Source organism: Streptomyces lothianensis (assembly GCF_047779955.1).
In the GTDB taxonomy this organism is placed as follows: Bacteria; Actinomycetota; Actinomycetes; order Streptomycetales; family Streptomycetaceae; genus Streptomyces.
This window is the reverse complement of the sequence record NZ_JBLMKT010000018.1, coordinates 74,388-89,165: the sequence shown is the minus strand read 5'-3', so window position 1 is coordinate 89,165 and position 14,778 is coordinate 74,388. Positions and strand designations below refer to the sequence as shown.

The 14,778-nt window shown below is 73.2% G+C and carries 15 protein-coding genes and 1 pseudogene; 5 read left to right on the top strand and 11 right to left on the bottom strand.

The features are described 5' to 3' along the window. The 4 genes and pseudogenes from ACLF6P_RS03750 to ACLF6P_RS03735 form a co-directional block, all read left to right on the top strand. Positions 1-403: pseudogene (locus tag ACLF6P_RS03750) on the top strand (hypothetical protein); the annotation flags it as partial. Positions 404-428: 25 nt separating this feature from the next. Then, positions 429-509: a hypothetical protein gene (locus tag ACLF6P_RS03745; RefSeq protein WP_415948051.1), complete on the top strand. Its 81-nt coding sequence runs from the start codon at positions 429-431 to the stop codon at positions 507-509. Then, entirely contained in the window at positions 506-2,185 is a 1,680-nt protein-coding gene (locus tag ACLF6P_RS03740) for a carbohydrate-binding protein (RefSeq protein ID WP_415948043.1), read from the top strand. The genes ACLF6P_RS03745 and ACLF6P_RS03740 overlap by 4 nt, the downstream gene beginning before the upstream one ends. A 128-nt stretch (positions 2,186-2,313) precedes the next feature. After that, entirely contained in the window at positions 2,314-2,589 is a 276-nt protein-coding gene (locus ACLF6P_RS03735; protein ID WP_415948042.1) for a chaplin, read from the top strand. Between the two features lie 96 nt (positions 2,590-2,685). Here the strand turns inward: ACLF6P_RS03735 and ACLF6P_RS03730 are convergent, their stop codons facing one another. The 5 genes from ACLF6P_RS03730 to ACLF6P_RS03710 form a co-directional block, all read right to left on the bottom strand. Beyond that, positions 2,686-3,537, bottom strand: coding sequence for a tyrosinase family protein (locus ACLF6P_RS03730; RefSeq protein ID WP_415948041.1), 852 nt, complete (start codon positions 3,535-3,537; stop codon positions 2,686-2,688). Between the two features lie 61 nt (positions 3,538-3,598). After that, positions 3,599-4,147 (bottom strand): tyrosinase family oxidase copper chaperone, encoded by a 549-nt coding sequence (locus ACLF6P_RS03725; RefSeq protein ID WP_415948040.1) that lies wholly within the window; start codon positions 4,145-4,147, stop codon positions 3,599-3,601. A gap of 131 nt (positions 4,148-4,278) precedes the next feature. Further along, positions 4,279-4,782 (bottom strand): hypothetical protein, encoded by a 504-nt coding sequence (locus ACLF6P_RS03720; RefSeq protein WP_415948038.1) that lies wholly within the window; start codon positions 4,780-4,782, stop codon positions 4,279-4,281. A 62-nt stretch (positions 4,783-4,844) separates the two neighbouring features. Further along, complete coding sequence (locus ACLF6P_RS03715) at positions 4,845-5,330, bottom strand: DUF5949 family protein (protein ID WP_415948036.1); 486 nt, start codon at positions 5,328-5,330, stop codon at positions 4,845-4,847. A gap of 124 nt (positions 5,331-5,454) precedes the next feature. Continuing rightward, positions 5,455-5,610 (bottom strand): hypothetical protein, encoded by a 156-nt coding sequence (locus ACLF6P_RS03710; RefSeq protein WP_415948034.1) that lies wholly within the window; start codon positions 5,608-5,610, stop codon positions 5,455-5,457. A 363-nt stretch (positions 5,611-5,973) separates the two neighbouring features. On the opposite strand from ACLF6P_RS03710, the gene ACLF6P_RS03705 reads away from it, so the two are divergent. Then, positions 5,974-7,566 (top strand): glycoside hydrolase family 26 protein, encoded by a 1,593-nt coding sequence (locus ACLF6P_RS03705; RefSeq protein ID WP_415948033.1) that lies wholly within the window; start codon positions 5,974-5,976, stop codon positions 7,564-7,566. 67 nt (positions 7,567-7,633) lie between these two features. Here ACLF6P_RS03705 and ACLF6P_RS03700 read toward each other — a convergent pair whose 3' ends face one another. The 6 genes from ACLF6P_RS03700 to ACLF6P_RS03675 form a co-directional block, all read right to left on the bottom strand. Further along, the gene (locus ACLF6P_RS03700) at positions 7,634-8,842 is read right to left on the bottom strand and encodes a GNAT family N-acetyltransferase (protein ID WP_415948032.1); all 1,209 of its coding nucleotides are present in this window, start codon (positions 8,840-8,842) and stop codon (positions 7,634-7,636) included. Next, the gene (locus ACLF6P_RS03695; RefSeq protein ID WP_415948031.1) at positions 8,839-9,546 is read right to left on the bottom strand and encodes a YveK family protein; all 708 of its coding nucleotides are present in this window, start codon (positions 9,544-9,546) and stop codon (positions 8,839-8,841) included. The genes ACLF6P_RS03700 and ACLF6P_RS03695 overlap by 4 nt, the downstream gene beginning before the upstream one ends. A 68-nt stretch (positions 9,547-9,614) precedes the next feature. After that, the gene (locus ACLF6P_RS03690) at positions 9,615-10,880 is read right to left on the bottom strand and encodes a glycosyltransferase (protein WP_415948030.1); all 1,266 of its coding nucleotides are present in this window, start codon (positions 10,878-10,880) and stop codon (positions 9,615-9,617) included. Beyond that, the gene (locus ACLF6P_RS03685) at positions 10,877-11,683 is read right to left on the bottom strand and encodes a polysaccharide deacetylase family protein (RefSeq protein WP_415948028.1); all 807 of its coding nucleotides are present in this window, start codon (positions 11,681-11,683) and stop codon (positions 10,877-10,879) included. Before ACLF6P_RS03685 ends, ACLF6P_RS03690 begins: the two co-directional genes overlap by 4 nt. Continuing rightward, positions 11,673-13,433 carry a murein biosynthesis integral membrane protein MurJ gene (gene murJ / locus ACLF6P_RS03680; RefSeq protein WP_415948026.1) on the bottom strand — a complete coding sequence of 587 codons (1,761 nt, stop codon included), beginning with the start codon at positions 13,431-13,433 and terminating at the stop codon, positions 11,673-11,675. The genes ACLF6P_RS03685 and murJ overlap by 11 nt, the downstream gene beginning before the upstream one ends. After that, positions 13,426-14,778, bottom strand: coding sequence for an O-antigen ligase family protein (locus ACLF6P_RS03675; protein WP_415948025.1), 1,353 nt, complete (start codon positions 14,776-14,778; stop codon positions 13,426-13,428). The genes murJ and ACLF6P_RS03675 overlap by 8 nt, the downstream gene beginning before the upstream one ends.

The following is a 14,778-nucleotide window of genomic DNA, read 5'->3' as shown; positions in this document are numbered from 1 at the left end:
CGGCGACGACTCCGCCGCACACGACGCCTCCGCACACGACCCCGCCGGCGACGACTCCGCCGCACACGACGCCTCCGCACACGACCCCGCCGGCGACGACGCCTCCGCACACGACTCCGCCGCACACCACTCCGCCGCACACGACCCCGCCGGCGACGACGCCGCCCCACACCACCCCTCCGCACACGACTCCGCCGCACACCACCCCTCCGCACACGACGCCGCCCCACACCACTCCGCCGGCAACCACCCCGCCCCACACCACCCCGCCGGCCACGACGCCTCCGGCCACCACCCCGCCCCACACCACTCCGCCGCACACCACACCCCCGCACACCACCCCGCCCTCGAGCACCCACCCGCCCCACACGCCCCCGTCGAGCACCCCGCCCCAGCTCCCTGAGACGGGCCCCGGCTCGACGCCTCTCCTGGCCCTGGGGCTCGGTGCCGCCGCCGTAGCGGCCGGTGCGGGCACGGTGTTCGTCGTACGACGGAGCAGGCGCGCATGAGATCGGTCCTGAGCCGCCTCGGTCGCCCGTCACGGCGGGCCACCGTCCTGGTCGCGGCGATCGCGGGGCTCTACGCCCTGCCGGCGGGCGTCCATGTCACGGACGCCCGCCCGGCGGGGGCGGTGCCCCTGCTGCCGCCGTCCGCGGTCGCTCACCCCGACGACGCGAAGCCGGGGGAGGGGCCGAAGCCCGCCGACACCCGTGACGGCCGCAGGCCGCCGAGCCCGCGCATCACCCTGGACAAGCGCCGCCACCAGCTGGTGCTCCGCCCGGGCGGTACGGGAGCCGTGGCCGCCTACCGCTACCGCATCGGCGAGCAGGGCCGGACCCACCAGGTCGGCAGCGACCCGGCGATGCAGCTCCATGTCGCCGTGCCCGCGGGCCTCGACGACACGGTCGAGCACCCGGTCACCGTCGAGGCGCAGAGCGAGGACGGCCGCTGGTCGGCCCCGGTCACGCGCAAGTTCACCTTCCTGCACCGCAATCCCGCGGGCGGCGACTACCGGGTCATGCGGCTCGCGGCCGAGGACATGGCCGCGGGCAAGGACGCCGCGCCCGGCACCTTCGAGTTCACGGTGCCCACGGCGGCCACGTACCGGCTCGTCGTGAAGCAACTGACCGACGCCGGGCACGGCCGGGTGAGCTACACCCTCGACGGCCGCCGCATCGGCCCGGTCGTCGACGGTTACGCGCCGAAGCCGGGCGCCCGTGCCGTGACTCTCGGGACGCAGGTCCTGAAGGCGGGCCGCCACCGGCTCGTGGCGAAGACCGAGGGTAAGAACCCGGCTGCCGAAGGCAAGGCCGCCGGGCTCGACTACCTCGAACTCACCCCGCTCCTGATGCACGAGGCCGAGGACCTCATCGCCGCCGACCGCTCGAAGGGCCCGGCCGCCCGCCGCGAGGCGGATTCCGGCGGTGTCCGCTGGTCGGGCGGCGCGCAGGCGGCGCTGGCCGCCACCCGGCCCGGCGAGCGGTTCACGCTCGCCTTCGAGGTCGCGCGCCCGGCCTGGTACGCCCTCGGCACCCAGCAGACGGTCGGACCGGACTACGGCGCGGTCACGTTCGCCCTCGACGGCATCGCCCTCGACCAGCGCTACGACGCGGGACGCCCGAAGGCGGCGACCGAGGCCGTCGGCCTCGGCATCCACCATCTGCGCAAGGGCCGCCACATCCTCACCTTCACGGCGGCACCCGGCGCGGGCTCGAAGGAGGCGCTGCGCATCGGCGTGGACCTCCTGAAGGTCGTTCCGCTGAGCGGCAGTTACGAGGCCGAGCTGACCACGAGCCGTGCGAAGGGCCGTACGAGCGTGCAGCACAACTGCTGCAGCGCGGCCTACTCCGGGGGCCACCAGCGCCTCCTGGGCCGTGGCGGACCGGGCGACACCGTCGAGTTCACCTTCGCGGCCGACCTGGACGGCGCGTACTCCCTGAACGCGACGATGAGCCGTCAGCCGGGCTTCGGCACCGTCCGCTTCGCCGTGGACGGCAAGCCCGTGGAACAGCCCTTCAACGGCCACAGCCCCCGGTCCACCACACAGGCGGTCCATCTCGGCACGTACGAGTTCACCGAGGGGCTGCACACCCTCACGGTCATGGTCGAGGACTCACCGATGGGAGAGCGTTCCGGGGCGGGCGTCGACCGGATCGACATCTATCCCGAGGGCGAAGGTCTCTGACTCTGCGGATATGCGGGCAAATTGCCATAAATTGGGATGTTGTCCGTGACCTGGCGCCGCTTTGGGCGTTGAAACAACCGAGGTCGCACGGCGTGTGACCGAATGATCCATCCAAGGAAGGAAATCGCATGTCGCGAATCCTCAAGGCCGGTGCCGTCGTCGCCGGTGCCGGTGCCGTCGTCGCCGGTGTGTCCGGTGTCGCCGCCGCCGACGCCGGTGCCCAGGGCCACGCCTCCCACTCGCCCGGCGTGCTCTCCGGCAACGTGGTCCAGGTCCCGATCCACATCCCGGTCAACGCCTGCGGCAACACGGTCAACCTGGTCGGCCTGCTGAACCCGGCCTTCGGCAACACCTGCATCAACGCCGACGGTGACGGCGGCATGGGCGGCGGCTACGGCGGCTGAAGCCCCACAGCCTTCAAGGCCCTCACAGACGGGGCGTCCGACGCGGAAGCGTCCGGGCGCCCCGTCCGCGTGAACGGACCTGGCCCGCCCGCCCGTTCACGCGTACCGGTAGACATCCTGCGTGATCACCTCGGACGGCCGGACGCCGAACGGCGGCATCGGCTCGTCCAGGCCGAGCACCCGCTTGTACTGCGCGTCCCCCCGCCCCGGCGGACGCAGCGGCAGATACGGCTCGGACTTCGGATGCCGCTTCATCCACCGCTCCCACAGCAGGTCCATGAACGAGTGATGCAGCCAGAACACCGGATCGTTCGGCGAGCCCCCGCTGTTCATCAGACCGCCGACCCACCGGTGCACCTGGTTGTGGTTGCGCCAGTCCCGGGTGGTGCCGTCGGTCCACCCCTCGACCTTGTTGCGGAAGCCCGAGGTCGCCGTCGAGTCCCACGGGGCGGTGTCGTACACGGGATCGCCCATCGCCCAGTCGAGCTCCCGCGCGCTCGGCAGGTTCCCGCGCCTGCCCAGCGCGCGGGTGAGGTCGCGGCGGGTGGAGACCGACTCGGTGATGGTCCAGTTCCCCGTTTCGTACGCGAAGGGCCCGGTCGTGACCTGCTGGTCGCCGAGCCGTCCGTCCCCGCCGAGGAAGTCCTCCGCCCACAGGGAGCCGGCCGGGCTGGTGTCCACGGTCCAGTCCCAGTAGGGGACGGTGACCCCGGGCGCGATCCGCCGCAGCTCCCGCTCGAACTCGAGCAGGAACTGGCGGTGCCACGGGAAGAACGTGGGCGTCATGTGCCCGGTCCGCAGCCCCGGTTCGCCGTCCGCCACATAGTGGTCGATGTGCAGCCGTACGAACTCGTCATAGCGGCCGCTTGCCTTCAGCCCGAGCAGGGCGTGGACGAACCGCTTCTTCTCCGCACTCGTCAGATTCCGCTGGTTCTTGCGTGTGTACATCCGACCTGACCTCCCCTCACCCGGCCCGGGCTCAGACCGTGTTGGTAAACCCGCGCCCGGATCAGACCGGTTGCGCCGACGCGCCCAGCGAGTCCACCGCCGAGCGGGCGGCTTCCTGGAGCGTGCCGAAGGACTCGAAGTGATGCAGCGCCGTCATGTACGTGCCGTCCGCGCGCCGCATGACGTGCAGCGAACGGCCGTCGATCAGGACCGTGGCCTGACCGGGCTCCGTTCCGCCCCGGCCCCCGCCCCCGCCGAGGTTCCCGTCCTGGCCGCTGGCCTGGTCACCGTCTCGGTCCCCGGCCGGCAGGATCCCGCCCCGGATGTGCCGCCCCCGGTAGATCTCGCTGAACCCGTTCTCGTAGAGCGCCGGTCCGCCCGCCCGCAGGCCCCCGGACCGTACGCCGTCCTCCTTGGCCCGCAGCAGCGGACTCAGCGCGGCCGCCGTCCCGCCGAGCGAGACCAGCGCCGTCAGACCGCGTACCACCAGCCGCCGGGGCAGGGACCTCCCTGCCCCGGCGGCTGCTGGTACGGTCACCGGCTGCGGCTGCGGCTGTCGCTGCGGCCGGGTCTTCCCGGGTGCGGGCGGATCCAGAAGCCGCTCGCTCACCAATCGCCCACTCTCCTGTACGCCGGATCGATCGGATCGATCGGATCGATCGGATCCGGCAGATCCGGCAGATCCGGCAGTTCCGCCAGATCGACCAGATCCGTCAGCTCACCACGACGCGCTAGGACGCGCTACGACAGCAGCGCGTCCGCAGCGGGTTCGGCCTGGGCCGCGAGCGGCAGGACGGCCAGCTCGGGCGCCTTCAGGCCGGGCAGGTCGAGTCGGCCGGGCTCGGGCGGCACCAGCGGCGACTCCAGGCCGAGCCCGGGGCTCAGGATCTCCACCGGGGCCTCCGCTGCTTCCAGCGCGGCCCCGGTCATCCGCTCGCCGCTCAGCGGGTTCTTCAGCGGCGCGTCGACGGCCGCCGCGGGCAGTGCGCTGCTCAGCGGGATCTGCGGCAGCGTCGCCTGCGGCATGAGCCTGCCCTCGGTGTACTGCGGCGGCGCGGGGCGGCCCGCGGCCGGGAGCGGCATGGCACCCTGGATCGTGGGCGCCTCGATGGGCAGCCCGTTCTCGAGCGCTTCGAGCGGCACGATCAGGGGTACGGAATCGGCCGCCGCGGCGGAGGAGACCCCGGCGACCGAGGCCACGCCCGCCAACACACCCGCCAGACCGATACGGCTGGTCAACTTCATGGAACCCACCTCATGGGGGAGAGCTGTACGTGCAGAGCGGAGCGGGCCGCGCGGCCCGCCGGTCAGTTGCCGAAACGGGCGACGGGCACCACGCAGTGGGCCGCGGCCGCGAATACCTTCTCGTCGCCGATGTAACCCGCCAGCATCTCCGCGGAGACGGGCTGCCCGGGCACGGCCTGCGGCCAGGCCGTCGTGCTCACCATGAGATGCACCGAGGCACCGGCATCGACCGCCGCCAGCCACTCCTCGGGCACCTGGCACTGCGCGGTGACGGTCTGCAGGTTGAGTGTGGCCTGCCGGTCCACCATGAACAGCTTCACCGGGAACCCGGCCCGCGCGCCGTTCGTCATGGTGCCGTCCACCGGCAGCGAGAGCTGCTCGGCGAGCACGGCCATCGCCTGCTCGCTGCCCGCCGCCCCTGCCGCGCCGTCGCCGAGGGTGTACGCGAGGAGGTACGGGGTGTCGTGCCCGTCGTCCGGATCGCCGATCCAGGCCAGTACGGACACGGTGCCGAGGTTGCCGCGTGCGGCGGTGAGGGTGTCGACCATGGTCGGGCACCTTAATCCCGCCGCGGCGGGCCCACTTGCCCCGTTCACCCGTATGGGTCAGCGTCGGGAAAGCTGCACCCGTTCGGGTGTACGGAGAGGCCCCGTTCGGCCGATCGGGCCGGTGTCAGAACATCCAGCCCTCGATCACACACGGCCCGCGGTTGTCGTCGCAGGCCGCGCCCAGGCTCGTCACCCCGGTCGCGGCGGACGGCTGAAGGCTGGCGGCTGTGCCCAGAACGAAGGCCGCGGCGATGAACAGCGCGGCGAGACGGGACGGCATTGCTCTCTCCTGAAGCATCTTCCCCGAGCCGACTCCAACGGCCTCATCGTTGCACTGCCCGGCCCGGGTTGCCCACCGGAGAGCTGATCGCCTGTCACTTCACGTAGTCGTCGCTGCTCGGGGACGTGCACCTGCCGAGCGCCCGGCCCCGTACTCCCGCGCCCTCCGGAGGCATCCCGGAACCGCCCCTCTCACCCGTCCGGCGCAGTCCGCCCGGCGCGTCTCTCACGAATAGCGCACTGGAGGATGCCGTCGTCTTCCACTAATAGGACCGTCCTCTTACCGGAAGTAATCATTCCTGAATGACCAGTGGGAGGAACAGTGCACCCTCGCCGCCGCAAGACGGGGACGTGTCTGGCAACGGTGACGGCGAGTCTGCTGACCTCGGCCGTCGTCCTCGGAGCACCGGCCGCCGAAGCCGAGAACGGCTCACGACCGGCACCAAAGGGCCCGGATCCGGTCCCGGAAGGACCCGTTGGGGCCATCGGCGCCTATCTGGATTACGGACCGGAGGGCGTGGAACGCATCGAGCACCTCTCGCGCTGGCTCGGCGGCACCGAGCTGCGCGTCGGCCACACCTACCTCCCCGGTGACGTTTGGTCCAACATCGAGGGCCGGCCCGACTTCCTGCGGAGCTGGTCGCGCTGGAGGCGCAGCGACCCGGACCGCATGTTCGTGCTCAACGTCCCCATGCTCGAACGCAACGAGGACCATCTCCCCGACGCCGAGGTCCGCACCCTGCTGCGCGCCGGGGCGGAGGGCGAGTTCGACGAGCACTACCGCAAACTCGCCCGCCGTCTGGTACGGCTCGGCGTCCCGGACACGGTGATCGTGCTCGGCTGGGAGATGAACGGCATCACCTACACCCACCGCTGCGCCCCCGATCCCGAGGCGTGGAAGACGTACTGGCGGCGCATCGTCGAGGCGATGCGCTCCGTGCCCGGGCAGGAGTTCCGCTTCGACTTCGCGCCCAACCGCGGTCCGGACGCCATCCCGTGGACGCAGTGCTATCCGGGCGACGACTTCGTGGACATCATCGGCATGGACTCCTACGACCAGCCTCCCGGCCGCAGCTTCAAGGAGCAGGTCGAGGGCCCGTACGGGCTGCAGCACCACGTGGACTTCGCCGCCGCCCACGGCAAGCCCGTCTCGTACCCGGAATGGGGGCTGTGGCGCAACGGCGACAACCCCGAGTACATGCGGGGGATGCTCGACTGGTTCGCCCGGCACAAACCGCTCTACCAGACCATCACCGACTACTGCCCGCACGGTGTCTGGCAGTGCAAGGACAATCCGGTCTCCTCGAAGGTCTTCCGCTCCGAGCTGTTCTCGCAGCCGGTGCCGAGGCCGGACGGGACGGCGGCCCCGGCTCCCACGCCGACCCCGGTCCCCACACCACCGCCGGTTCCCACGCCCACGCCGGTCCCCACGCTCACCCCCGTTCCCACACCACCCCCCGTTCCCACGCCAACCCCCGTTCCCACGTCTCCGCCCACGCTGGTGATTCCCTCGCCGAGCCTGGAGCCCAGCGCTCCCGCGTCGCCCGCGGTGACACCGTCTCCCGCGGTGCCCACGCCCACGCCGCCGCCCTCGCCGAAGCCGTCCGCGGTGACGCCCACGCCGACGCCCACCGCGACGCCCACGCCGACCCCGTCCCGTACACCGGAGCCGGCCGCCACCCCGACCCCGGAGCCGGCCGCCACCCCGAAACCCACGTCCACGCCCGCCCAGACCGCCGCCCCGACGCCCACGCCCACCGCGCCGCCCGTCCCCGTCGAGGACAACCCGGACGAGTGGTGCCTGGACCTCGACTTCTCCGATTTCATCAACCGGTACGCCGATGACGAGAAGGTGTGCGTCGACCAGGACTGGAAGTCGGCGTGGAAGGAGGAGTGGACGGGCGCCTGGGACTGGAAGCTGCCCGAGGTTCCGAAGATTCCCGGCTGGCCTTTCTGAGCCTCGGCCCCGACGAACCCCGACCGCCGCCAACCCCGACCGCCGCGAACCCGGTCCCCGACGACCCTCAGCCCTCCCGATCCTCACCCTCCGCGGGCCGGCCGCCCTTCGTGCCGGCCCGCGCGAGCATCGCCCCCGCCCTGCGCCGCCACGCGGCGAGCGCGGGCGCCTGCGCGCGCACGGTCCGCACCGCCCTGCGCCGCCCTTCCACCTGCGCCCGGTACACGCCGAGCAGTGCACCCGCACCCGCCCCCGCACCCGCGAGCAGCAGCCGCTGGTTGGCGACCGGATCGGGCTTCCAGTGCTGCTTGTACGGCTCGTCCCCCCGCAGCAGGCTGATCACCGAGCAGCCCGCCCGTACCGCGCCCTCCGCATCCTCCCGGAGCAGCAGACAGGCGGCGTCGAGCTTCCGCGCCCGCACCCGGGGGTCCACCCCGTACAGATAGCCGCCCGACAACTGCCCCGAGCGCAGGCTCAGGTTCGCGGCGACCGTCTCGCCGTCGAGGTCGTAGAGCGTCACCACGGCATGCCCGCCGGCCACCATGCTCGCCGCGGCCCGGCCCAGATGCTCGGCGAAGCGCGCGCTGAGATGCTCCTGCGTCACGCCCCGCCCCTGCCACTGCAGCGCGTGCAGTGCGAGCAGCGTGCCGATCGCCCGCCGGACCTCGTCCGCACCGGTGACCGTGCGGGCCGTGATGCCCGCCGCGTCGAGCTTGCGCAGCTTGGCCCGCGCGCGCTGGGCCCGGCTGGTGGCGAGCCGGCCGATCAGCCCGTCCATGTCCAGGGCGGGCAGCTCCAGACAGAGCGAGTCGGCCGTACGGTGCCGGGGGCCCCGCCATGCCTCGAAGACCCGCTGGGCGGCAGCGCCGGGCCGTACCTCCCGCAGGTCCACGACATGGCGGCGCGCGGCCCGTTCGAGCCCCTCGACCAGGGCCGGGAGGGCCGTGGCGGCCTGTGTGTCGTCGACGATCACGTCCGCGAAATCGGAGATCCCCGTGCCGATGGGCAGCAGTACCGGCAGAGGCCGGTGGGCGAGCATCAGCGGGGCCGCACCCACCAGTTCACCACCGCACCGCACCAGGACGACCCGCAGCCGCCCCGGCCGCCCGTACGCCTGCCACCAGGAACTCAGCCAGGCGTGCGTCTGGAACGGCGTCGCGGCGCCGCACCGGGCGTGCAGCCGGTCCCAGGCGTCCGCCAGTGCGTGGAACTCCTCCGGATCCCGGCATACGGAGACGGTGAGCCCGCTGGTCACCGGCGCTTCGAGAAGGCTCATGACAGCTGCTTCTCCTTCTCCTTCTCCGTCACCTTCTCCTTCGCCTGCGCGGGACCGCCCGCACCCTGCACGGGCTCGCCCACGACAGCCTCGCCCACCCCGGCGGCCTCGCCCTGCGCGGGCACCGACGCACCGCCCGCCCGGACCTGCCGCGGCCGGACGAGCAGCGCGAGTCCGCCCACGAGACCGCCCCCGCACAGCCCCACCCCGGCGCTCAGCGGCAGGGAGGGCGAGACGGGTTCGAGCGGCTTGACGGCCTTGGAGTAGTTCACCAGCCGTACGCCGGTGTTGGTGCGCTGCCGGTTCGCGTTCCGGCTCAGCGAGTCCGCGACCGCGTTGGCGATCTCGGTGGCCTTCCCCGGCCGGGTGGCGGTCCCGGTGACCCCCACCATCGGGGACTCCGGCGAGGTCTCCGTCTGTACGTGCGAGGCGAGTTCGCGCGCGGGGACACCGGCGTCCTTCTGCGCCTGCGCGAGCGTGCTCGCACTGGTGGCGAGGCGCCCGTACGACTGCGCGAAGCCGACCGCGGCCGAGGGGTCGAAGCCCTTCTCGGACACGACGATCAGATACGCCGTCGAGGCGTACTGCGGCGGTGCGAGCACCCCGTACCCGGCCCCGGCGAGCAGCCCGAGCGCCGCGCAGGCGGGCAGCGGCCACCACCGGGGCACCTGACGCAGCCGTCTCAGGGCGGCGGTGAGTCTCACGGGAGTACGCGGTGTCCGGCGGGTACGGGAAGTGCTTGGCGTACGTCGAGATCGTTGTCCCACAACGGTCAACTCCTGGAGGTCGTGGAGGTCGTGGAGGTCGTGGAGGTCGTGGAGGTTGCGGAGGTTGCGGAGATGGCAGAGGTGGCAGAGGTGGCAGAGGCCGTGGAGTGCGCGGAGTTTGTTGGAGCCGCGCGGCCGGGCACGGACCCGTGGCGGCCGCGTGCGGATCCGTGCTGGCCGAGCACCGACTCGTAGATGCCCATCAGGCGCTCCGCGCTGCCGCCGATGTCGTACGTGGTGACCGCGCCCGGCGGTGGCAGGCGCCGGGGCCCGGCGGAGTGCAGTTCCCGCAGCCGGGCGGCGAGTTCGGCGGGTTCGGCGCCGACGAGCCGGGCGCCGCCGGTGGCCTCGGCGGGCAGGTCCTCGAGCGCGGGGCAGGCCGTGTGCAGCACGGGCAGCCCGGCCGCGAGCGCCTCGACGACCGCGAGCCCGAAGGCCTCCTCGCGCGAGGTGGACACGAAGACGTCCACGGCCGCGAGCACCCCGGGCACCGTCACCCCGGGTCCGTCGATCCCGCACTCGCCGGTCAGCTGCACCCGCTCGCGGATGCCGAGCGAGGCGGCAAGGTGTTCCAGGGCCGCACGCTCGGGGCCGTCCCCCACGAGGATCAGGTGCACCCCGGGCGCTTCGGCCAGGGCCCGCAGCAGCAGATCGAAGCGTTTGCCGGGCACGAGCCGCCCCACCGCCCCCACCACGTATGCACCGGGTGCGATGCCCAGCGCGGACCGGGTGCGTTCCCGCCGCAGGGGATCGAAGCGGAAGGCGGCCGAGTCGATGCCGTTCGGCACCACATGGATGCGCTGCCCGGGCACCCCCCAGTCGCCCAGCCGCCGCGCCACCGTCTCGGAGACCGCGACGGTGGCCTGCCCGAGGCGTTCGCTCGCCAGGTACAGGGCCCGGTTGCCGCGGCTCAGCGGGCGGCCCTCCATCTGGTGCTCGCCCAGCGAATGCTCGGTAGCCACCGACGGCACCCGGGCGAGTCGCGCGGCCGGCCGTCCGTAGACGCAGGCGCGGTAGAGGTGGGTGTGCACCAGGTCGTAGCCGCCGCGCGAGATGAACCGGGTCAGGCGCGGCAGCGCGCGCAGATCGCGGTTGCCGCGCATGCCCAGGTGCTCCACCCGTACGCCGTCGGCGCGCAGCCGGTCGGCCACCGGGCCGGGGTTGGTGAGGGTCATGACCTCGCAGTCGGCGGGCAGCCGCCGCAGCAGCAGCCTGAGCTGCTGCTCGGCGCCGCCGATGCCGAGTCCGGTGATGATGTGCAGGACTCTCATCGGCCGGCCTGCCCTTCGCAGGAGGGGGACGGGGTACGGGCGGGCCCGAGCCGCAGCGGCACCCGGTGCAGGAACCGTTTGACCTGCAGCCGCCACGGCCGGTCGGCCTGGCTGATGTGCACGCGCGGCAGCGCCATCGCGCCCGCGAGAGGCCCGGGGGTGATCGCGCAGGCATAGCGGTAGCCGGCGGCCGATACGGCCCGCAGCGTGCCGGCGTTCATATAGCCGTACGGGTAGCAGAACCCGGCCACCGCCTGGCCGGTCACCGACTCCAGGAGCGTGCGGCTCTCGGCGACCTCGCGGCGCAGTTCGCCGGGGGAGAGGTCGGTGAGGTCGCGGTGTTCGAGGCCGTGCGAGCCGATCTCGATGCCCGCGGCCGCGATCGTACGGATGTCGGGCGGTCCGAGCAGTCGTTTGCGCGGGCCGAGCGGATCCCAGGCGTTGACGCCGTCGAAGTGCCCGGCGAGCACGAACACCGTGGCGGAGAAGCCGAATTCGCGCAGCACCGGCAGCGCGTGCTCGGCGAAGTCGGCATAGCCGTCGTCGAAGCTCAGGCCGATCAGCCGCCCGCCCTGACCGGCCCGCTGCGCGGCGAGCAGCTCCCGGATGCTCACGCCCTTGAGGCCGCGCCGCCGCAGCCAGCCCAACTGCACGGCCAGCCGCCGCGGTTCGACGGTGATGCCGTACGGATCCCAGGAGGCGTCCGCGACCGAGTGGTACATCCAGATCCATGGCTCGCGCTTGCCGGCCAGCACTTCCGCCCGGCCGGCCGACGCCTGCGGAGTCGTCTTCTCAGCGCGCATCGCGCCCCTTTCGCCGTAGTGCGTTCAGCAGGACAGACAGCGCATCGGCGGGCTCCGGCGCGCGCAGCGCGACGCCCGTCGCGGCGAACAGGAGCGGCACGAGGACGCAGCCGAGGGCGAGGCTGAGCAGGGCGTCCGGCAGCCGTCCGCCGAGCATCCAGCCCGCGCCCGCGGCCACCGCGCACGCGGCCGTCAGGCGGGCCAGAGAGAGAAGCAGGCGGCGCATCCGCACGGGCACGACCCGGCGGCCCAGCCCGCACAGCAGCAGCCCCGCGGTGATGCTGATGCCGAGCGCGTTCGCCCCCGCGATGCCGTACGAGCCCCACACCGTCACGGTCCAGGCCCCGGCCACCGTTGTCGCGGTCAGGCCCGCCGCCATGGCGGCCAGCGGGTACCAGGTGGGCCGGTGGGCCGAGAAGTACGAGCGGCACAGGTTGCCGACCAGGCACTGACCGAGCAGCCCCAGCGCGTACACCCGCATGACACCGGCGGTGGTCGCGGTGTCCCCGGCGTCGAACGCGCCGCGCTGGAACAGGACTTCGACGATCTGTGGCGCGTACCCGATCACCAGCGCCGTGCCGACGAGCACCACGAGCGCGGCACTTCCCAGATCGCGCTGCACCCGCTGCCGCACCCGCTCGGCATCCCCCTCGGCCATCGCCTTGGCCACCACCGGGAAGGTGACGGTGCAGACCATCAGCGAGAGGATCATCGGGATCTGGGCGACCTTCTGCGCGTAGTTCAGATGGGAGATCGCCCCGGCCTCAAGTCCCGCGGCCAGATACCGCTCCACGAGCACCTGCAACTGCCGTGTCGTCGTGAACAGCACCACCGGGGCGATGACCGCCCAGCTCAGCAGCGCGGCGGACGCCCGTCCGGCACGCGCCTTGCGGGATGTACGCGGCGGACGGTGCCGCAGCGCCGCGGGCAACTGCACGAGCACCATCAGAAGACTCCCCGCGGCCACCCCCGCGGCGGCGGCCCGCACCCCCCACAGCTCGTGGAGGGCGAGGAGCATGCCGATGATGCCGATGTTGTACGCCACGTAGATCGTGGCCGGCGCGGTGAAGCTGCGGTGCGCGCGCAGTCCGGCGCTCAGGTAGCCGGCCAGGGCGAAGCCGAGCAGCGTGAGCGCCGTCCAGCGCATGCAGGCCACCGCCAGATCGGGGCGGGCGAGCCCTGGCGCGAGAGCGGCCACCACCCACGGCGCGGCCAGCATCAGCAGCACCGTCGCACACCCGGCCAACAGCACGAGCCGCGGCAGCGTGTACGCGACGAGCGCCCGCACCGGATCCGGCTCGCGCGGCCGCAGCGCCGCCCGCCGGGCCAGCGCGTGACTGAACGCCGGTACGAGGAGCAGCGCCAGCCCGTCCTCGATCAGCAGCGTGGAGGCCATCTCGGGCACGGTCCACGCCACGAGGAAGGCGTCACTCGCGGCGCCCGCGCCGAACAGCCGCGCCACCGCCTGGTCCCGTACGAGCCCGAGCACCGCACCCGCGACGGTCAGCGCGGCGGTGAAGGCGGCGGCCCGCGCGAGAAACCGCCCGAGCCGCTCACCGCCGGCCGCGGGCTGCGCGCGGGACGGCTGAACACGAGGCGGTTGCGGACCGGATGACTGTGGACCGGACGGCTGTGAGGCCTCCCCACGTACGGGCGGGGCCGGGTGCGGGTCCGGGGGCGGAGCCGCCGTGTACGGCCGGGGTGCCGCGCCCGGCGGCGGCACCTCGCGCCCCTCGACCGTCTCAGTCACGCGCGCCTGCCTCCTCGGGCCCTGCCCGGAAGGCAGGCCCCAAGGCCCAGCACGCCCCCAGCCCGAACACAAGCCCGGTCAGCGCCGTCGACGGCCCGCCGATGTCCGCGTACAGGAAGTCGACGAGCTGCCACACGAGCAGGCCCACGGCGACAAGGCCGCACTCCGCTCCCGCCGCCCCCCGCCGGACCGCCCGCGCGGTGCGGGCCAGCGCCAGGGCGAGCAGCGCCAGCCAGCAGCCCACCAGGCCGACGATGCCGATGAGGCCCTGTTCGCTGAGGACCAGGAGGTACATGTTGTGCGGCGAGAGCAGCGGCTGGCGGTGGAAGGCGCGGCCCGCGCCGCCGGTGTCGCTGCCGGAGGACAGCGCGAGGCTCGCGTGGGCGTCCCGGTGCGCGGGGAAGCCCTTGAGCCCCACCCCGGTGGCCGGGCGCTCGCGCCACATGTCCGCCGCCGCGGCCCACATCGTGTACCGGTCCAGGACCGACTGGTCCGGCGTCTCGGTCACCTGCGTGATGCTGTTGAGGCGCTGGTCGAGCATGTCCGAGCCCACCCCGAACCCGCCGACCACGACCACCGCCGCCGCGGTCACGGTCGCCAGGACCTGCACGAGCGGCCGCCACCCGGCGAACACCAGGACCGCCGCCAGGGTGATCGCCGTGGCGATCCAGGCGCCACGGCTGAACGACAGTCCCAGCGGCACCGTGAGCAGCCCCGCCGCGATCAGCAGCCCCGGCCGCCACCAGCGCCCACGGCCCGCCACCGGCCGTACGCCCATCGCCACCGCCGCCACCATGCCGAGCGCCACCACGGTCGCCATGCCCATCACATCGGTGGCCCCGAAGGTGCCGACCGCGCGGATGTTCTGCCCCATGTACGAGGCCCCGGTCCCCGTCGCGTACTGCCAGACCCCGAGCGCCCCCTCGAAGAGCGCGAGCGCCACCAGACAGCAGGCAACGGCACGGAAGTCGGCGGCCGTACGCACCAGCAGGAGCACCGCGACCGGCACCAGCACGAAGACCTCGGCGTACCGCACGAGCCCCGGCAGCGCCGTGGCCGGATCCCCCGCCGTCACCGTGGCCGCCGCGAGCGCCACCACCGGCGCCGCGAAGACCACGACCGCCCGCCGCGACAGCGGACGCGTACGCCCGCGCAGCACCTGCACGGCACAGAACCCCACGAGCACGGCACAGGCCACATCGGCCGGGGTGATGTTGTGGCTGGTCACCTCGCCACCGGTGTACGGCAGACACAGGAGCAGCGCCGGGGCGGCCAGCACGAGAAGCGTCACGATCCGCTCCACGCGGACATCCGCGGGGGACGGCAGCAGGGTCACGGCAGCCAT